Source organism: Puia sp. P3, from assembly GCF_050632245.1.
GTDB lineage: Bacteria > Bacteroidota > Bacteroidia > Chitinophagales > Chitinophagaceae > Puia.
Window position 1 is genome coordinate 3,016,841 of record NZ_CP192583.1, and the last position, 18,462, is coordinate 3,035,302.

At 54.1% G+C, this 18,462-nt stretch carries 22 protein-coding genes and 2 pseudogenes; 13 read left to right on the plus strand and 11 right to left on the minus strand.

Annotation, left to right across the window (positions count from 1 at the left end):
* Nucleotides 1-80: 80 nt before the first annotated feature.
* Entirely contained in the window at nt 81-1,163 is a 1,083-nt protein-coding gene (locus tag ACQ86N_RS18250) for a fatty acid desaturase family protein (protein ID WP_431216388.1), read from the plus strand.
* A gap of 136 nt (nt 1,164-1,299) precedes the next feature.
* Entirely contained in the window at nt 1,300-1,659 is a 360-nt protein-coding gene (locus ACQ86N_RS18255; RefSeq protein WP_431216389.1) for a hypothetical protein, read from the plus strand.
* Here the strand turns inward: ACQ86N_RS18255 and ACQ86N_RS18260 are convergent.
* Nucleotides 1,656-2,201 carry an RNA polymerase sigma-70 factor gene (locus ACQ86N_RS18260; protein WP_431216390.1) on the minus strand — a complete coding sequence of 182 codons (546 nt, stop codon included), beginning with the start codon at nt 2,199-2,201 and terminating at the stop codon, nt 1,656-1,658. The two genes, ACQ86N_RS18255 and ACQ86N_RS18260, sit on opposite strands and share 4 nt — an antisense overlap.
* A gap of 109 nt (nt 2,202-2,310) precedes the next feature.
* On the opposite strand from ACQ86N_RS18260, the gene ACQ86N_RS18265 reads away from it, so the two are divergent.
* The 10 genes and pseudogenes from ACQ86N_RS18265 (at nt 2,311) to ACQ86N_RS18310 (ending at nt 11,796) form a co-directional block, all read left to right on the plus strand.
* Nucleotides 2,311-3,285 (plus strand): FecR family protein, encoded by a 975-nt coding sequence (locus tag ACQ86N_RS18265; RefSeq protein WP_431216391.1) that lies wholly within the window; start codon nt 2,311-2,313, stop codon nt 3,283-3,285.
* A gap of 13 nt (nt 3,286-3,298) precedes the next feature.
* Nucleotides 3,299-3,418, plus strand: a complete 120-nt coding sequence (locus tag ACQ86N_RS18270) for a DUF4974 domain-containing protein (protein WP_431216392.1) — start codon at nt 3,299-3,301, stop codon at nt 3,416-3,418.
* A gap of 184 nt (nt 3,419-3,602) precedes the next feature.
* The gene (locus ACQ86N_RS18275) at nt 3,603-4,220 is read left to right on the plus strand and encodes a carboxypeptidase-like regulatory domain-containing protein (RefSeq protein ID WP_431216393.1); all 618 of its coding nucleotides are present in this window, start codon (nt 3,603-3,605) and stop codon (nt 4,218-4,220) included.
* Between the two features lie 17 nt (nt 4,221-4,237).
* Nucleotides 4,238-6,010 (plus strand): SusC/RagA family TonB-linked outer membrane protein, encoded by a 1,773-nt coding sequence (locus tag ACQ86N_RS18280; protein ID WP_431217468.1) that lies wholly within the window; start codon nt 4,238-4,240, stop codon nt 6,008-6,010.
* A complete protein-coding gene (locus tag ACQ86N_RS18285) occupies nt 6,001-6,909 on the plus strand; it encodes a TonB-dependent receptor domain-containing protein (RefSeq protein ID WP_431217469.1) in 909 nt (302 codons plus the stop codon). The genes ACQ86N_RS18280 and ACQ86N_RS18285 overlap by 10 nt, the downstream gene beginning before the upstream one ends.
* A gap of 126 nt (nt 6,910-7,035) precedes the next feature.
* A pseudogene (locus ACQ86N_RS18290) lies at nt 7,036-8,525 on the plus strand (RagB/SusD family nutrient uptake outer membrane protein).
* A 23-nt stretch (nt 8,526-8,548) separates the two neighbouring features.
* Complete coding sequence (locus tag ACQ86N_RS18295; protein ID WP_431216394.1) at nt 8,549-9,604, plus strand: LamG domain-containing protein; 1,056 nt, start codon at nt 8,549-8,551, stop codon at nt 9,602-9,604.
* A 13-nt stretch (nt 9,605-9,617) separates the two neighbouring features.
* The gene (locus ACQ86N_RS18300; RefSeq protein WP_431216395.1) at nt 9,618-10,823 is read left to right on the plus strand and encodes a glycoside hydrolase family 130 protein; all 1,206 of its coding nucleotides are present in this window, start codon (nt 9,618-9,620) and stop codon (nt 10,821-10,823) included.
* 147 nt (nt 10,824-10,970) lie between these two features.
* Nucleotides 10,971-11,132 carry a hypothetical protein gene (locus ACQ86N_RS18305; protein WP_431216396.1) on the plus strand — a complete coding sequence of 54 codons (162 nt, stop codon included), beginning with the start codon at nt 10,971-10,973 and terminating at the stop codon, nt 11,130-11,132.
* Nucleotides 11,133-11,292: 160 nt separating this feature from the next.
* Nucleotides 11,293-11,796, plus strand: a complete 504-nt coding sequence (locus ACQ86N_RS18310) for a YybH family protein (RefSeq protein ID WP_431216397.1) — start codon at nt 11,293-11,295, stop codon at nt 11,794-11,796.
* Here ACQ86N_RS18310 and ACQ86N_RS18315 read toward each other — a convergent pair.
* A complete protein-coding gene (locus ACQ86N_RS18315) occupies nt 11,793-12,575 on the minus strand; it encodes a helix-turn-helix domain-containing protein (RefSeq protein ID WP_431216398.1) in 783 nt (260 codons plus the stop codon). The genes ACQ86N_RS18310 and ACQ86N_RS18315 overlap by 4 nt on opposite strands.
* 145 nt (nt 12,576-12,720) lie before the next feature.
* Here ACQ86N_RS18315 and ACQ86N_RS18320 point away from each other — a divergent pair, with 145 nt between their 5' ends.
* A complete protein-coding gene (locus tag ACQ86N_RS18320; RefSeq protein WP_431216399.1) occupies nt 12,721-13,152 on the plus strand; it encodes a hypothetical protein in 432 nt (143 codons plus the stop codon).
* On the opposite strand, the gene ACQ86N_RS18325 is transcribed toward ACQ86N_RS18320, so the two are convergent.
* The 9 genes and pseudogenes from ACQ86N_RS18325 to ACQ86N_RS18365 all read right to left on the minus strand — a co-directional run bounded on the left by ACQ86N_RS18325 (nt 13,149) and on the right by ACQ86N_RS18365 (nt 18,456).
* Entirely contained in the window at nt 13,149-13,514 is a 366-nt protein-coding gene (locus ACQ86N_RS18325; RefSeq protein WP_431216400.1) for a SnoaL-like domain-containing protein, read from the minus strand. The genes ACQ86N_RS18320 and ACQ86N_RS18325 overlap by 4 nt on opposite strands.
* Nucleotides 13,515-13,658: 144 nt before the next feature.
* Entirely contained in the window at nt 13,659-14,060 is a 402-nt protein-coding gene (locus ACQ86N_RS18330) for a MutS-related protein (protein ID WP_431216401.1), read from the minus strand.
* Nucleotides 13,948-14,838, minus strand: a complete 891-nt coding sequence (locus tag ACQ86N_RS18335) for a hypothetical protein (RefSeq protein ID WP_431216402.1) — start codon at nt 14,836-14,838, stop codon at nt 13,948-13,950. The genes ACQ86N_RS18330 and ACQ86N_RS18335 overlap by 113 nt, the downstream gene beginning before the upstream one ends.
* Nucleotides 14,839-14,909: 71 nt before the next feature.
* A complete protein-coding gene (locus tag ACQ86N_RS18340) occupies nt 14,910-15,221 on the minus strand; it encodes a peroxiredoxin family protein (protein ID WP_431216403.1) in 312 nt (103 codons plus the stop codon).
* Nucleotides 15,188-15,685: a peroxiredoxin family protein gene (locus ACQ86N_RS18345; RefSeq protein WP_431218080.1), complete on the minus strand. Its 498-nt coding sequence runs from the start codon at nt 15,683-15,685 to the stop codon at nt 15,188-15,190. Before ACQ86N_RS18345 ends, ACQ86N_RS18340 begins: the two co-directional genes overlap by 34 nt.
* A gap of 52 nt (nt 15,686-15,737) precedes the next feature.
* Nucleotides 15,738-16,037 (minus strand): annotated as a pseudogene (locus ACQ86N_RS18350) (DUF4369 domain-containing protein); the annotation flags it as partial.
* On the minus strand, nt 16,034-17,332 hold the full coding sequence (locus ACQ86N_RS18355; protein ID WP_431216404.1) for a MutS-related protein: 1,299 nt from the start codon (nt 17,330-17,332) through the stop codon (nt 16,034-16,036). The pseudogene ACQ86N_RS18350 and the gene ACQ86N_RS18355, both read right to left, overlap by 4 nt.
* Nucleotides 17,298-17,753 carry a hypothetical protein gene (locus tag ACQ86N_RS18360; RefSeq protein ID WP_431216405.1) on the minus strand — a complete coding sequence of 152 codons (456 nt, stop codon included), beginning with the start codon at nt 17,751-17,753 and terminating at the stop codon, nt 17,298-17,300. Before ACQ86N_RS18360 ends, ACQ86N_RS18355 begins: the two co-directional genes overlap by 35 nt.
* Nucleotides 17,719-18,456: a Gldg family protein gene (locus tag ACQ86N_RS18365; protein WP_431216406.1), complete on the minus strand. Its 738-nt coding sequence runs from the start codon at nt 18,454-18,456 to the stop codon at nt 17,719-17,721. Before ACQ86N_RS18365 ends, ACQ86N_RS18360 begins: the two co-directional genes overlap by 35 nt.
* Nucleotides 18,457-18,462: the final 6 nt, after the last annotated feature.

The following is an 18,462-nucleotide window of genomic DNA, read 5'->3' on the forward strand; positions in this document are numbered from 1 at the left end:
TAATTTATGTAAAATTTAACCCGCCGCAAGGTATGGAAAAAGTCCTACCTTTAAGGCGCGTCAGCAGGCGCTCTTTTAAAATGCCAAAAATAAGTTTCAACAATAGCAATCACGTCTTTTACACTTCCCTAAAAACGTCCGTCAACAACTATTTTGCTCACACCGACCAAAAGAAAACGGGCGACCCCCGCCTTTACGCCAAAACGGTGATTCTCATCCTGGCCGCCATTTCCCTGTACACCTCAGTGCTACTCTTACACATGGCCTGGTTGCCCGAGGTCGTATGCAGCGCATTGTTGGGGTTTATATTGGCTTCCATCGGTTTTAATGTCATGCATGACGCCAACCACGGCAGCTATTCCTCCCGGAAATGGGTAAACGAGCTGCTGGGACTTACGCTGAATGCCCTGGGCGGAAATAGTTTCATCTGGAAACAAAAACACAATATCATCCATCATACTTACACGAATATCGACGGTGTTGACGATGATATTGCCAAAAGCCCGTTTATCCGCATGTGCAGTTCCCAGCGCTGGGTGCCAGCGCACCGGGTGCAGCATCTTTATACCCCATTCCTCTATGCTTTCAGCTCGATGATCTGGATCCTTTTCCAGGATTTTGAAAAATATTTCAGAAAGAAAATAGTCGATACTCCCCTTTCGAAAATGTCCGCAGCCGATCATCTGATCTTCTGGGTAAGCAAGATTCTCTACCTGCTGTTCTACATCGCGATTCCCGTCGTGTTAATGGGTTGGCAGCACTGGTTATTGTTCTTTATTTCCATGCATATCGGCCTGGGACTTACTTTGTCGATTGTTTTCCAGTTGGCTCACGTGGTGGAGGAAACCGAATTCGAGTCGGTATCCGGTGATGACAAGCAGATCGAGAACGAATGGGCGATCCACCAGGTAAGAACTACCGCGAACTTTTCACCCAACCGCCCGATCCTGTCCTGGTTCGTCGGCGGACTAAACTATCAGGTCGAACACCATTTGTTCCCCAAAATCAGTCATATCCACTACCCCGCCCTCAGCAAACTCGTCCAAAAGGAATGCGAAGTCTTTGACTTACCGTATAATTCACTGCCCAGTTTCAAAGCCGCTGTCATTTCCCATTTCCGGTTTATCAGGACACTGGGCAAAAAGCCCGTCCACTTCATTTAGTGTATTCACGCAGGAATTCCCGAAATATCGTAAAAGGCCAGACCGCACAAAGTGACTATGCGCTGATAAACAATATGTTATTTAACGGGCACGAGTATTGGCATCTCTCCCGAAAACAAAAATGACCAGCGAAGAATTGATCAGATTAACCCAGGACCTTATTTATCACGCTACGCATTTCGATCTCCCCTACGTCCAGGAAGTCTATGCCGACAAGCTACTCGTGATCAACGTTGACGAGAAAAGCGTAGTGGACACCATGAGCAAACCGCAGCTCGTCGCTTTTATCCGGCAAAACAGAGATTCCAAAGCCGAGCCCTTTTCTACCAAAACGGAATTTCACTACGCCCTTGTCGACGGGAACATGGCCATGGTGGTCATGACCCGCGAACTGGAAATGAACGGAAAATGGAGCCGAAAATTCTTTACCGTCATCTGGGAGCTTCTTGCCGGAAGATGGCAGGTTGTAAAAGAGTCATCCGTCGTACGCGGCTAACTTTTCCCCAGCGCATGCGCGATCTTGCGAACGGCTATGGATAACTGTGTCTCTACAGTTTTAACGGAGAGGTCGAGCAGACGCGCGACCTCTTTGTATTTGAGGCCATCCTCTTTAATGAGTTTGAAGATAAGTTTACATTTCGGGGGCAATTGATCGATCGCGGCGATAACACGCTTCATGGTTTCGGCGCGGATCAGCAGACTTTCGGGATCGGCCTGAAATTTTACGGCGTCTTCGCGCAGAGAGTCAAGATCGATCGATGGCTGCCGGCGGTCGCGGCTCAGATAATTCAGACAATGATTTTTGGCGGAAACATATAAATAGACCTTCAGCCGGTCGATGGGCGGGAGGCCGTCTCTTCTTTTCCAGAGATTCAGAAAAACATCGTTGGCGATCTCTTCCGCAGGCCCCCTCTCCTTCACGATGGCATAGCAAAATCGGAATAGCGGAATAAAATATTCCCGGTAAATTCCTTCAAAGGCATGCTCATCGTTTAGGCCGATCGCAGTTAGTTGCACCGTATGTGGCGTAGTACCCATTGATCTGTTGACGGATAAAATTAGATTTTTTTATTTCTTTTTAAGGGGTTTTTTAAAAATTTGTGTCCTATTGATATAAACTGCCTTGCTCATCATGACCGATGAACGAATGACTATCCTATTGTCCCGGCGGATCGCCGGAGAATTAAGCCCCGCGGAGGCGGAGGAACTTCGGCTTGCGCTGGACCGCAACCCTGAATTGCAGACCTTGCTGGCCGCGATCGACGGTGTGCAGTCCGCAACGCCGGCCGATATCTCCCAAAAGGACGACCGGCAGATGCTCGAGGCCGCGCTCCGGCAGTTCAGACAAAGGACGACCGGCTTGCGGGTAGTCACCAGAACGGCAGATCGCAACGAAATAGTCGAACTCCCCGGCACAGCCAATACCATACCTTCCGGCCGGGGCCGACGCGCAAAAATCCTCCGCTGGTCGGCGGCTGCGATCGTAATGCTCGCGACAGCAGGTATATATCTATATAAAGGGACGGAAAAACCGACACCCCGGACAGCCCCAACATACCGCGAGGTCGCGGCAAAATACGGGACGCGCAGTTATGTCGACCTCCCCGACGGCTCCAGACTCTGGCTGAATGCCGGCAGCAAGGTCCGCTATTCGGAAGGCTTTGCCGACGGCAAACGCGAACTGACCCTCGCAGGGGAAGCGTTCTTCGACGTCAAACATGACCCCGAACATCCTTTTCTGATACACGCCGGCGGCGTCGACGTCAAAGTACTGGGAACCTCGCTCAATGTACGCGCCTACCCCGGCGACTCGGTCATCGAGACGACGCTGATCCAGGGCAGGGCGGAGATCGAACTTCCAGGTAAAGAAGCCTCCCCGATCGCACTACGGCCCAACGAGAAGGTGACGATGCGGAACGAAACACTGGCCGTGCAAAAGGACAACGACCAGCGGACAGCCTCCCAACCCACCTACCAGCGGCGCGCAGTAACATCAGATCCGACCTACAAGACCATTATCGAAACTTCCTGGGTGGAAGACAAACTGGTATTCAGAAAAGAGCCGTTCCGCAAAGTGGCAGCCCAGCTTGAGCGGTGGTATAATATCCGGTTCCAGCTTTGAGAACGACAAATATTTGGACGAAGAACTCACGGGATACTTCAAGGACCAACCTATAAAAAACGTCATGGACGGTCTTCAGCTCTCGCTTGGATTTCACTACGAGATAGCAGGCGACTCGATCCTGATCAAATAAAAAATAAAGCAGATGATAACGATCTAACGATAAAGGCGGTCATTCCGCCTTCAGATAACGGCTTGCCCTAAACAAACAGGAAGTGCTGTCACACTCCCTGCACGCTGGGTATAATCATGAACTGACACCTAATTTCCGCCCGGATCTCAGGTATCTGATTATTTAACCTCAACATTTCAAATGTATGAAAAAAATCATTCTGCGCATGAAACTGACCATTTCCATTCTGCTGCTTACATTTCTGCAGGTTTCGGCAAAGGTTCACTCGCAGGAAAGGCTCACCCTCACCGAAAAAGGAATCAGCTGGGAGCGATTCTTCGAACTGCTGGAGAAACGAAGCAACTTTACCTTCCTCTATAAGAACGACGTCCTGCCGCCGCACCAGAAGATCGACGTCGCCGTCGTCGACAGAACCATCCCGCAGATCCTCGAGACCGTCCTGAACAACACTCCCCTCACCTTCCAGCTGCTGGCTGGCAATCTGATCGTGGTCACATCCCGACAGTCGCCCATGTCCGAGATCCGCGTCAGCGGTAAGGTGGTCTCGGCGGCCGGCGATCCCCTCGTGGGAGCCAGCGTCAAGATAAAAGGCACGCAACAGGGTACGACGACGGACAACTCCGGGAATTTCTCGCTGACCGTTCCGGAAGAGGCGACGCTCGTAGTGTCCTACGTCGGCTACCAGCCGCAGGACGTGCCGGTGAGTGGCAGAACCTCCGTGACGGTTATCCTCGAGGCACTCCCGGGCAACATCAACGAAGTGGTTGTCATCGGCTACGGAACGGCGAAGAAAAAGACCTGACCGGTTCGGTCTCCACCATCGGCGCGAAGGACGTTAACGGCCTTCCCGTCGGGGGAACGGCGCAGATCATGCAGGGCAAAGCCTCCGGCGTGGCCGTCACACAGGTGACCGGCGCGCCCGGCGACGGAGTATCGGTGATCATCCGCGGCCAGTCCAGCTTTGGCAACAGCGCCCCGTTGTATGTCATCGACGGGATCCCGACTTCCGACGGGATCAACGAGATCGCTCCGGACGACGTCGAAAGCATCAGCGTCCTGAAGGACGCCGCCTCGGCTTCGATTTATGGCGCACGGGCCGCCAACGGCGTGGTGCTGATCACCACGAAAAAAGGCAGCACAGGCAAGCCGCGCCTCAGCTTTAACGGCTACACCGGTGCGCAGACTCCGGCCCACCTCATCCCGATGGCGAACGCCACCCAATATTTCAACGCATACAATACGGCCGCGGCCAACGACTTTGTCGCCGGCGGCGCAGGCAACCGCACTCCCCTTTCGCTGGGCATGCTCGATACCCTGCCCAATGTCAACTGGGAGAAACAGGTCCTGAAAAGCGCGCCTATCTACAATGCACAACTATCCATCGGCGGTGGCAGCGAGAACACGAGGTATATCGTCTCGGCCGACTACTTCAACCAGCGGGGCATGATCCTGAACTCCTCGTATGACCGTGTCAACCTGCATACGGCTATTACGAGCACGCTCAATAAAATGTTCAGGGTCGGGACCAATATGAACATCGCGTACAGCAAGACCAGACAGGTGGGCAGCTCGGGCGACGGCTATACAGCGCCGGGCGGAGCGAATCCCGGGGCGAGCATCGTTCGTTACGCGCTATTCCGGACGCCGGCGACACCCGTTAAATATTCCACCGGCCCCTACGCAGGCCAGTACGTCGACCTGCCATTGACAGTAGGCGGCGCCAACGTCTTTGGCGACGGCCTCAATCCGGTCGCGCTCGCAGCCAACACCGACAGGAACTTCTACAACTACACCCCTGCTCGGCGACGTTTTTCTCGAACTCACGCCCATAAAGAACCTCACCCTCAAGTCGGACCTCGGGACGAACTTCATCATTACCGACTACAAACAGTTCTATCCCACCGGGGCATCGAGAGGATCCAGAACTCGCCCAATACCCTGGCCCAGTCCAACACCAACGATTTTACGTATAACTGGACCAACACCGGCAACTACCATCTCGTCACCGGCAAGCACGACCTGACCCTGCTCGCTGGTACGGAGATCATCTACAACAACACGAGACTCATGTCCGCGTCGAATTCAGGATACCCCGACCAGTCTTCCACCTTCCAGTACCTGAGCAACGGCACCAGCCTCACCCCTGCTATCGGCGGCAACCAGTCCAACTGGGCCCTGTCCTCGGTATTCACCAGGGTCTCCTATCAGTACGACGGCCGCTACCTCGCCACTTTCAATTTCCGGCGCGACGGATCATCGAGGCTCGATCCCACCGACCAGTGGGGTAATTTTTATTCGGGCTCCGTCGGCTGGAGGATCGACCGGGAAAAATTCCTGCAGAATGTCAAACCCATATCCCTGCTGAAACTCAGGGGCAGCCTGGGCCAGCTTCGGCGACCAGAACGCACTCAGCAACTACGGATACGCATCCCTGGTGGGCAGCAACGGCTACTATGCGTTCGGCAATACTCCCGTGATCACTTCCACTATTTACGCCAAAGGCAATCCCAATCTAAAATGGCAGACCTCAACGATGGGCGACGCGGGCCTGGACACTGGGTCTGTTCAACGGCGCATTCAACATATCAGTAGACTATTATCATAAAACGACCACCAATCTTCTTCAGGCGCCGCAGGGCCTCAGCAGTGCCGGTTCGGTCGCGAGCCCGGCCTTCGAGAACAATGGGAAGATCGTCAACCGCGGATTTGAATTCGAAGCGTCCTACAGACAGACCATCAACAAGGACTGGTCCTTTGACGTCGGCGGCAATCTCACCACGATACACAACGAAGTGCTGGCCCTGCTAAACAACCAGCCTATCCCCGCCGGCCGCGTCGACAACAATACCTTTGCCACCAGTACGGCCGTCGGTCATCCGGTAGGGGCCTTCTATATGCTGCAGGCCGACGGTATCTTCCAGACCCCGCTGGAAGTATTTACCCACGCCTACCAGGGCCCAGGCATCCGGCCCGGCGACCTGAAGTTCCACGACGTCAACGGCGACGGAACGATCGATCAGAACGACCGGGTCTACGCCGGAAGCCCGATACCCGACCTCACCTATGCGCTGACAGGGCACGTGACCTATAAGAACTTCGACATGAGCCTTTTCTTCCAGGGCGTCAGCGGGGACAAGATCTACAACCAGATCGGGATGGACATCCAGGGGATTCTACCGGCCCTTCAACGTCACCGAAAAGGTAGCCACCGGCAGCTGGCACGGCGCCGGTACGAGCAATTCGATACCGCTGTTGTCATGGACCGATGCCCAGAACAACAAACAAATGTCCACCCGGTTTCTCGAGAGCGGCAACTATTTCAAACTGAAGAATATCCAGCTGGGCTACAACCTCGGCTCTGCCGCGCTGACCCGTCTGAAGATAAGATCGATGCGCATCTATGCCGCCGTGCAGAACGTTTTCACGGTCACCAAATATACCGGGCTCGATCCCGAGATGACGACCAGCGCCAACGCGACCTCCGCCAATGACGGACCGAAGGCCCTGAATATCGACTGGGGCACCTACCCCGCTGCACGGACCTTTACCGTAGGCGCCAACATTAATTTCTAACGAATAACCCTATTGTCATGCCAATCAAGAATATTCAATGGATAATGCCGGCCTTGCTGCTATTCACCAGCTCAGCCTGCAAAAAAATACTCGACCAGCCCGTTCAGGGCAGCTATACGCCCGGCAATTTCTTCACCTCCGACGCCAATGCGCAGCAGGCCGTGAACGAAGCCTATAAGTTTCTCTCCTTTAGCTCCGGAGCCAGCAACGCCATCTGGGTCCTGGGAGATCTGGCGTCCGACGACGCCATCAAAGGCGGCAGCAGCATCGGCGACCAGCCCGATTTCCAGGCGGTAAATCAGTTCAATATCCTGACCACCAATGCCGCGGTCGAGGCCGTATGGAAGAACTACTACAACGGCGTCTTCGCCTGCAACGTCGTTCTGGATGGACTCCCGGGCAACAGCAAGGTCTCTTCTGCGCTGCAGACCTCGGGTATCGCGCAGGCGAAGTTCCTCCGGGCCTATTATTATTTCATCCTGACCACCTGCTACGGCAATATCCCCCTTCATCTGAAAGTCGAGACCGCGAAGGAGGCACAGAGCCCCGCCAAATCCGAGGATACCATCTTCACGCAGATCGAACAGGACTGTATAGCCGCAGCCGCAGCCCTGCCTGCTACCGCGCCCCAGCTCGGCGTTGCTACAAAAGGTGCGGCCCTCGCCCTGCTCGCGAAGACCTACCTCTTCCACAGCAATCTGGCCAATCACTACCAGCTGGCCGCGCAAACGGCAGAACAGGTGGAAGCGATGGGGTACCAACTGACCAAAAACTATGCTGACAATTTCAGCGCCGCCACAAAAGACAATACCGAAGAGATCTTTACAGTAAATCACCTGGCCGGAACGCTCGGCATCGGCAACGAGCTGAATGTCTGGTTTGCGCCGCGGCCTCCCGCCCCGACCAACGGATACGGTTTTTTCCTGCCTACACAGAAACTGGTCGACAACTATGAGTCCGCACCCGGCGGGCAGTCCGACCCCAGACTGGACTATTCTATCGCGAGGGCGGGCCACTCTTATTTCGATCTGGCTTACGATCCCTCCTGGAGCAGCACCGGCTACAACTGCAAGAAAATGTGCCAGCCGCTGTCCGAAGTACCCGGCGCGACGAAGAACGTGGGGACCGTCAACTACGAGGCCCTCCGTCTCGCGGATATCCTCCTCGTCGATGCCGAAGCGCTCAACGAGAGCGGACAGTCGGCGCAGGCGCTGGCTCCCCTGAACAAAGTGAGGGCGCGCGCGAGGAACAGTTATATGTACGACAACAGCCTGCCCGGTTATCCGGCCGTGCCCGCGGGACTGCTGCCGGACATAACGACGACCGACCAGACCCAGCTGCGGGATGTCATCCGCAAGGAAAGGAGGTCGAACTGGCGCTCGAATTCCACCGGTTCTTCGACGTCATCCGGTACGGCAAGACCTATGCTAATGCCGCTCTGCAGCCAGGAGCGCCGAATTTCAATTACGATAGCGACAAATGGTTCCCCATTCCTCAAAGCGAAAGGGACGCCAACCCGAATCTTTTTAAATAACCGAATCGTAAAACTATTCCGCTATGCGAATCCTTTCTTCCAATATATTCACTGCTTTTGCCGGACTACTGCTGCTTGCCGCCTTGTCCTGCAGTAAGCATAACTCGGCTCCCGACTATAATTCCAATAAGACCGCACTCAACGCCGCGATCGACTCTCTGACCAAAGTCTACAACAATTCCGTGGAAGGTACCAAACCCGGTACCTACGCGATCGGCGCCCGCGAGGCCCTCGACTCATCCATCCAGCCGGCCAAACAGGTGACTGCAGGCAAGTTCACGCAGCAGGAAGTAAACAACGCCCTGAACAGCCTCTTACACGCGGGCGACCAGTTCAGCAACCAGCTGCTGCAGCAGGTATCCGCCGCCAACCTTGTCGGCTACTGGACCTTCAGCGGCAACGCGCTCGATTCTTCCGGCAATGGACACAACGGCGCCCTGAAGACCGGCTGGACCGGAAGCAGCGCGGCCACGGTCGTGGACGGCGGCACCCTGCCCGTACTGGTAGCCGACCGGTTCGGCCGGGCGAACAACGCCTATTATTTCAACAACGCTGCGACAATTCAGGTGCCCTACAGCGCAGACCTGAATCCGCAGAGCTTTACGATCCTGTTATGGGTCAAACGCGACGGCACCAACGCGAATAATTACATGCTCTCTTTCAATCGGTGGGACGGATATAAATTCCAGTTGCAGGGCGGCAACCTTCCCTTCCTGACCGTGCAGACCACCACCGGCTATCATGACGTGGACGATGGCGGGACCGCCGTGGATGGGCCTAATAAATGGGTACACGTTGCCGTTAGTTTTACCCCCGGTACCGAGAAGTTCTATATCAACGGCAAGCTCATCCGCACCGCGGTCGTGACCGGAACACCCATTCCCGTACCCTCGAATATCGACCTTACCATCGGTAACGAGTTGCCAAAATCCGTTTACAACCTGAACGATACCAATAGTCCTGCTTATTTCTGGGGCGCCGACTTCTTTATCGGAGCGCTGGACGATATTCGTTTTTATAATACGGCCCTGAGCGACGCGCAGGTGTTGTCCATTTACACCGACGAAAGCACGCTTTAAATTTCCTATAGTCATGAGAAGACCTATTTTTACGCTCCTGGGCGCGGCGGCGCTTTTCTCGGCCGGTATTGCAGGCTGCAACGGAGCCGATCATTCCGCGACAGCCATAACTTCGACAGACAGCGCTGCTGCGACGCCCGATGCCACGGGCTGGGCGCTCGTCAATTTTGAGAAAGTAGACAGCGCAAATCCAGTACTTCAACCCGGTACCGGCAGTTTCGTGGACCCGATCACCAGGTCGCGGATCTCCTGGGAAGAAAAAGACGTGTTCAACCCCGCCATCGTTGTCAAAGATGGAAAGATCTACATGCTGTACCGCGCGCAGGATAAGGTCGGCAAACCCGCCGGTACTTCGCGCATCGGAATGGCCGTCAGCAGCGACGGCCTCCATTTCGTGCGGCAGACCGAGCCGGTGTTGTATCCCTCGGAGGACGCGGAGAAACGCTATGAATGGGAGGGCGGCTGCGAGGATCCGCGCGTGGTGCAGGACGCGCAGGGGATTTATTATATGACGTACACCGCTTACGACGGCAGTCAGGCCCGCCTCTTGGTTGCCACCTCACCGGACCTCGTGCACTGGACGAAGAAGGGCCATGCCTTCGCCAGAGCGTACGGCGGGAAATATGTCGACAAATGGTCGAAGTCGGGGTCGATCGTTTCGACCTACGAACCGGACGGCCGGATAGTGGCGACAAAGATCGGCGGCAAGTACTGGATGTACTGGGGCGACCAGTTCATCTGGGCGGCTACTTCCGATGACCTTATCAACTGGACGCCGGTGGAGAAGCATCCCGGCGAAGCCGACCCGGTCGCCCTGCGCGGCCGGGCCCTGGCCATGCCCGACCTCAAGATCGTCGTACCCACCCGCGCCAAACATTTCGACAGCGACCTCGTCGAATCGGGGCCCCCGGCGATGCTGACCGACAAGGGCGTCCTCCTGATCTACAACAGCAGGAATATACCGGCGATCGGCGATACCTCCCTTGCGGAAGGCACCTACGCAGCTTCCCGGGCCTTGCTGGACAAGGCAGATCCGCTAAAGACCGTACACCGGCTGAATACCTGGTTCATGAAGCCAGACAAACCATACGAGATCACCGGCCAGGTGAATGAAGTCTGTTTCCTCGAGGGGCTGGCCTTATTCAAAGGGCAGTGGTTGCTGTACTACGGGACCGCTGACTCAAAGATTGCCGTGGCCAGGCGCGCCGCAGACAAGTAACACCGCCGCAGATAAGTAACACCGCTGCGGCAAGCCATACCGTCGCCCAATCTCGCCGTGGCCGGCACCACCGCCGTCCGGCCACGGCCCCCGCGGGGACCATTCAGCGGAATTGGTGTAACTTTGGATTCTAGCAAAGGTTAGTTTATGACCAATAAACTAATATATTGGATACCCATCGTCGGGGTGTTTGTCACGCTGGTGAAATTTGATAAAGATAATGGCATGGGCATTTTTTGGTGCTACTATCAGGCATTTACACTGGTGTTGTTTATCTGGGTCATCGCATTTTTTCAATACGGAAGCTGACCCTACTGACAAACGCTCCCGTCGCCCTTTCAATCCTGAATTTATTCAGGCAGGGGAATCTTTCATCTCTACCGTTATAGTATTTCACGATTTCTTTGGCCATCGTATTTTAGCAACTTTGGTTATCTGACGCCGCCACGAAGTTCCGAGCTTTGTCAGTATGAAAAAATTAAAATCCAGCCGCCTGTCATTCCTTCTGATTTCGGCCCTTACCATTTTTACCGCCGGCCGTTCTGTCGGCGCCACACCCGGCCACTACACCGGAACCGATTCCGTCATCGACGAGATCACAAAAATTGAAAGACAATACAAAGAGGCCTTCATCACCGGCGACTCCGCGCTCTTCCTCAAATGCTATACCCCTGATGCCTGCATACTGGCCCCAAACGTTCCCTCGCTCTGCGGGGAGCGGGGCCGCCTGCAGTTCTACAAAGGCGCCCGACAGGCCGGAATAAGGGACGCCGTCTTCACTTCCCTTGGGCTATACGGACAAACCCCGGAATACGTGACCCAACAGGGAGCCGTCGAACTCTTCGATGCCGCTCAGCATGCTGTTGCCAAAGCAAAGGTCCTCATCGTCTGGAAAATGACTCCCGATGGCTGGCGGATCTTCCGGCACATGGTCAATTTCGATACACCAATGCCGCCATCGGCTAAAAATTAAATTGTATGTAAAGATAGCTGTGACGGCGTTATCCCCGTATAAGATCTGAATTCCTTAATGAAATGCGCCTGGTCATGATACCCGCACTCATAGGCTATATGCGTCAACGACATTTCCGCCGACCGAACCAGCTCGAGGCTCCTGTTGAACCGCTGCACCGAAAAATAGCTCTTCGGGCTTATTCCCACATAGTTCAGAAAAAGCTTCTGGATATACCGCTCCGAAAATCCAAACTCCTCCGACAGGCGCCCGAGGTCGAACGACCCGCTGCCACGGCCAATGGCTCCGCACAACCCCTCGACCAGTCTTATCTTGTCCTGGTCACGACGGGCCTTTACAAGTCTGCCAAAGAGAAAATCCTCGAGGACCTTCACTTTATCCTCCAGCAACGGCTGATCCATCAGACGCTGGTAAAATTCGACAGTCTCCATCGACAACACATCAAACAAGTCGACAGAGGCATTGGTAAACTCGGCGACGGAATTTGGAAAAAACAAGGCCCCCGCATGCGGCCTAAATCGGGTAATAAGACAAATGTTCCCCTTTTTGATCGTCGCCCGGGTAGGTATATTCCAGTGGCCCAGCACTTCCACCCGGGGCACCACCATCGACCGGTCCCCACGGTGCCGCACCGTGTCCCCACCCGTTATATCGATACACAGCTCGAGACAGCCCGTCGGGTACATAAGCTCCTGGGAATCCCCGTCGTGGGCACAGGTCCAGTAGTATTTGACATAACGGCTTAAAACACCCGACGGATAAAAGACCTTGTCTCTCATATTGTTACCATAAGGTAGGCCATTTACAGGAAACTTTCAAATTTCCCGGCGCTGTTCGCTTTTTTACAATTTTCCCTTTCCGGCCGGTTTTACCTTTACAAAAAGATCAACAAATGAACAACAGAAAAGCACCTTTCCTGGTCGTATGCCTGGCCTGCCTGCATTTTACGGCCAGCGCCCAGCTCGAAGAAGCCAAAGCAGCCATCGCCAAAAGCAACGCCCTCTATTTTCAGGCCTTCGTAAAGAACGACTCCTCCATTTTTATCAACAGCTACGCGGAAGACGCCTGCATCCTGGCGCCCAACGCAAAACCTTTTGCGGTCCCAAAGCATTCGCCGAGTTCTTCCGGGGAGGCTACGACGACTACGGCCTGCGAAACGGCAAATTCATCACCACCAATGTATATGGAGACGGAAAAGAATACGTCACCGAAGAAGGGCTCTGGCAGTCCATCAACGCGAAAGGCGATGTATTCGACGACGGAAAATTCCTCGTCCTGTGGAAAAAGACCAGCAAGGGCTGGAAAATGTACCGTGATTCCTTTAGCAGCAACCACGGTGCACCCCCTCATCCCTAATAAAAGAACTGTTCCTTGACGATCTTCCCGTCCTTTACCTGAAAAACCGCGATCTCCTCGAGGGAAACAGGTGGCTTGCCCTTGAACTCCACCTCCTGTTTGAGAACGACGCTAAAGAATTCCCCGGCGACGATCGGTTCGCTGCACGAATAGTTGCGTATCGCCTCGATCGTTGCCCGGCGCGCCGCACCCTTTGCCTTGATCGCTTCAAGGCCTGTTGTAACGACAGCCATACCCATCGCCGCCGCTTTCTCCGGCTCCTGGCTGACGACCTGGTCATGATAAAGGCCATCATGGATCTCGTTGACTTTTCGCTGAGAGGCTAATTCGCGGTAACGGGCGGCTAATTCCTGAGTTGTCATATTATTTTTGTTTAATACAACAAAGATGAGCACCCCCAATGACAACCCTATGTCAGCAGCCCTTATTTCAACTATACAATAGATCCAGTATCCCCTCATCGCGGATGATCATCATCCCCTGCCGGTCCTCCGTGATCCCCTCCTTCATCTTGTAAGTATACAGGGGATGGAGCCCTCCATCAGCGTGGGCATGTAGCCGAAACGGATATTTGGCTTTCCCTGTAAGGCCTGCCCCACCTCGATAATATGGGTAGACACGATAAAAAGGCAATCCCTGTACTCCGAGAAGCCCTCCGTCACTGCCAGCGTTCCGTCAAATGCGTCCTTCACGTTGGTCCCCTTGAACAGCTCGTCGAACATCAGCAAAAGACTTTTACCCATCGCCGCCGCCTCGGCGGCCCTCTTTACCCTCACTACTTCCGCATAGAAATGACTATACCCCATCCCGATATTGTCCGCGACGTTTATCGACGAATATAACCCCTCCCTTACAGAGAACTCCATACTGGCGGCAGCGACCGGAAAACCCATATGCGCCAGGTACATACTCACTCCAATGGCCTTCATCAGCGTGGATTTTCCCCGCCATATTGGCGCCCGTCAGAAAAAGGACATTCTGATCCCGCCCCAGCTCTATACTATTGCCAACCGCATTGCTGACGCAGGGATGGGAGACATCCGAGACGGAGAGAATATTTGCTTTCCCCGGCAGCGCCTTCGCATAACAAAAACCCCGCCTTGCGGCCACTTCGCTGACGGCAATATTGACGTCTATCTCGTAAATGAATGACAGGATCGATTCCATTTGATGATGAAGCCTTCCTTTCAGTATTGTATCAAAGAATGCGATCGACCGGGAGCCCAGGTCCTTATAGATATTCGTGTTGCGTATCTTTTCTAACGCCTTCTCCGAGAGGATCCTTTTTATTTCAATCGACCTCCCGCCAAAAGCACAATTCCCGAAATCATTCTTCTGCACGAACGCATAGCATTTATTCAGCAGCAGTATAGTGGCCTGCAGGCCCTGAAGGTTCTTTTTGAACTGGTCATCTCTGACAAGGGAAGAGAGCATTCTTTTGACCAACGTTTTTGCATATACGACCGCTGGATATTTCCCCGCCTTCGCATCGAGGTACTCGCGCATCAGGCTTACCTGCTGTACATCGAACGGGAATTTCAGATTGGCCCGCTGAAAACACCGGAATACTTCACTGCGTTCATTGATCGCCGCTGCCTCCGACAGCGGATTCCGGAACATATGGTCGAGCAGCCGCTCTCCCGCCCCTTGTCTTTGCGTTACTGAACAGGCTATACACGGACCCATTCCGGAACTTCCCCTGAAGATTCAGCTCTTCCAGGGTCTGCTTATCGATACTAAACGACGTACTCATGATCTTACTTGGTAAAAATGGTTTCCAGTTTCTTATCCAGTTCTTCTCCCCTCAGGCTCAACGCGATGATCCTGCCGCCCGGATCGATCAGAAAGTTCTCCGGGATGCTCTGTATCCCATATAGCTGGGCGGCTTCATTGTCCCCGCCTTTCAGATCGCTGACCTGTGTCCAGGACAGACTGTCTTTCCTGATCGCCGCCAGCCAGGCGCTTTTCTGCGATAAATCGTCCAAGGATACACTGAGTATCTCCAGCCCTTTGGGGTGGTATTTCTTATAGATCTTCACCAGGTTGGGGCTTTCGACCCTGCACGGCATGCACCAGCTGGCCCAAAATCCAGCAGCACATATTTTCCTTTAAAACCGGACAGACTGACCGGTGTCCCGCTGGTATCAGGTTGTGTAAATGACCGCGCCGTTGCGCCTACGGACGTGGCCCGGAGCATCTCTATCTCTTTCGCCGTCTTTTTTCCCTGCCCGGTGGCCCGCAGACCCGGCGAGACCGTTGCATACAATCCTTCGACCTTTCCCGCATCTGCTTTGAGGAAGACCAGGTTGGAAACCGCCAGTAGGCTGAAATAGGAAGAAGGATGCTGTTCGATATAGACGGTCAGCGCACCCCTGAGCTCTTCCCTTGCGGCCTGCATTTTTTGCTGCAGTAATCGCTGGACTTCCGGATCCTTTTGCCGGTCCGCCGGGATAGCGGCGATTGCCGTCTGCAGTTCCGCAGATTTCTTTGTATGCGCCTGAATAAATGCGGTATACCTCGGCGCTCTCGTCATTGATAGCCGATCCGCTGACGACGGCTTTTTTCGCAGAATCCGCCGAAGAGAGCGTTATCGTCTCATTGTCCAGATAGAATCGGGTAAAGTCGGCGTTGAGATTGTTCAGCCGGGGCAGCCCGACGCCGCCTTCGTCGAGTATAAGCGTGACCAATTCGGGCTCATCGACCGTCCCGGTGAACCGGAATTCCCCATTGGTAAGGGTGGCCGAGTCGACCCGCGTTCCAATAGAGAGATAGGCTTTGGCTGGCGCATTCCACTTGCCCAATTTTCCTTTTAGTTCGAATCCCTTGCCCTGGGCCAGGACGCATAATGGGAGACCGGTTAAGATAACAAACAAAATTTTTTTCATGAGAGTTTTTTTCCGTGTTTCAATATTTCAAGTATTCCTTCATTTTTTATAATGATCATTCCGTGTCTGTCGTCGGTGACGCCTTTTTCCAGCTTGTAGGTATAGACCGGAACACTGCCCTCCATCCGCGTCGGAAGAAAGTGAAAGGCGAAGCCGGCAGTCTGTTCCAGATCTTTGGCAGCCTCTACGATATGAGAAGAGATGATGAACAGGCTGTTCTTCTTTCTGGCGAACCCCGTAGCGACAGCCACCGTGGCTTCGTGAGCGTCTTTTACGTTCGTGCCCCGGAATAGCTCGTCGAACAAAATAAAAAAGGATTGCCCGGTGGTTAGCTCGGACGCAATTTTTTTCACACGCAGCACCTCAACATAAAAATGGCTCGCCCCGATGCCCAGGTTGTCCGGCAGGTTGATCGTTGTATAAATACCGTCCAGTACCGAGAACTGCATCGACCTGGCCGGCACCGGGAAGCCCATATGCGCCAGGTAGAGTGCCGTGCTTACCGACCGGAGAAAGGTCGATTTTCCCGCCATATTCGCACCGCTGAGAAAAACGACGTTTCGCGAGCTGTCCATCGTAATGTCGTTGGGTACCGCTTCTTTTATGCCCGGGTGAAAGACGCCGTTCAGATGCAGCTCTCCCCGTCCTTTTTCCAGCGCCCTGGGAAAAATGAAGTTTCTTTCCCTGGCGACACGCGCTACTGAGATATACACGTCGAGGAAATACATATACCCCAGCAGCTGTTGTATCTTATCCCGTTCTGTCAGCCTCAACAGACCGTCATATGCGGTCAGGGCGCTGAAGCTCATCCGGTGTCCCGATCGTTCGCTGAAGACAGGCCTAAAGGCGGGGTCATCCAGCAGCTCGCACAGGTCAGCCCTTTCTGCGGAGAAAGCAGGAATGTCTTTCACCTCGGCAAGGTCCACAAAGGCCCTCGTTTTTTGAAAGATATCCAGTATGGCGCCTACACCGCTTTGCATTTCTTTTTCTCCCATAAAGGCGGGGCCGCTTTCATTCCTGGCTTCCTGCCGTCTGTCTGCGAGGTATTTCTCCGCGGCGTCTATCAGGACTGCGTCATAAGGGAACCTGACATCGGACCCCGCAAAGCTCTCTATGATTCGGATCCGCCTGTTGATGGCGTCCCTGTCGGCCAGGGGCTTGCGGAACATTTCCTCCAGCACTTCCGCCCCGCCCCGGCTGTTCACCCGGTGGAACAGCTCATAAATGCTGCCGCTGCCTTTGTTTCCAAAGATCCCCAGGTCACTGATCGTTTGTTCGTCGGTTCTTAGTAGCATAGGTACAGGCTATTTTCTTTTTCTCCTTTATCAGTATGATCGTCCCCGCCAGCAGGATCAGCGCAGGCAGTACCCATATGTCGGCAATTCGTTGAACTGCCGCTCCCTTTGGACCGATATACAGTAAATTGTCTTTCGGGGACGGCCGCGGCGTATAGATAGGGAACTGGTTATTGCTGAGCCAGCTGTAACAGGCAACAATAAAGTACATGCTCTGCGCTACCCTCAGGTTGCACATGAAGTCCGCATCGCCAAATACCAGGATCCGCTGTTCTTTATTGCTCATCTTTCTGGTCAGCTGGAGACCCGTTGCAAAACTCCCTCTCACGTCACCCTCTTCCGTTGCAAAGACCGGCTCCGCCGAATCCGCTACCAGCTTGCCCTCTTTAAGCCAGGATAGGTTGTCCGAGGTCAGCAGCAAGGGGTCTATCCTGAAAAGACTGTCTTTGAAAGACACTGCTGTCACCCCAGTGCGTGCTCAGCCTCAACGTGTCCTCCGGGTCATGGCTTAAGAGCAGGTTCTTAAACTTCGTCAGCGTTTTGTCTTCCGAAAGGTCCGCGGCCGCGGGTGCAAGATAGGGCTGCACCTTGTCGGGTGTTTCGTTGAAGGACGGCTGTATGATCTGGCCCGGCATCAGCTGAATATTCAGCTCGCGCAGGAAGGGATTGAGCACCTGCTGCTTGCCCGGCTCCCCGTTGATCAGCATGTTCCCGCCGCCCGCGATGTATTTTTTGAGCTTGACCATCTCCGGGGCAGTCAGGTCCATTTTCGGGTCCGACAGGACCAGCGTAGTGATGTCGGATGGAATTTCCTGGGTGGAAAGATTGATGGTGTCTGAAACAAAACCGATGTTTATCAGTGCGACCCGTTCTGCCTTCGCCAGCGAATGTCTGTGGAATTCTCTCTCCCCCGTCTTGTAAATATTCCGCTCGAACCCTCCCGTCACAAATGCCACTTTGGGTAGCGTGGCCTGCAATAGCCTTTTGAATGCGGCATTCAGGTTCACCTCGCTGGGCCAAAATTCCGGGTCGTCGAAAGTGCGCACAAATTCCGTCCTCCCCTTATACTTTAGCCGCATCACCAGCCGGTAGCCCTCGGGGTCCAAATCGATCTCCTTGTGCATTTCTTC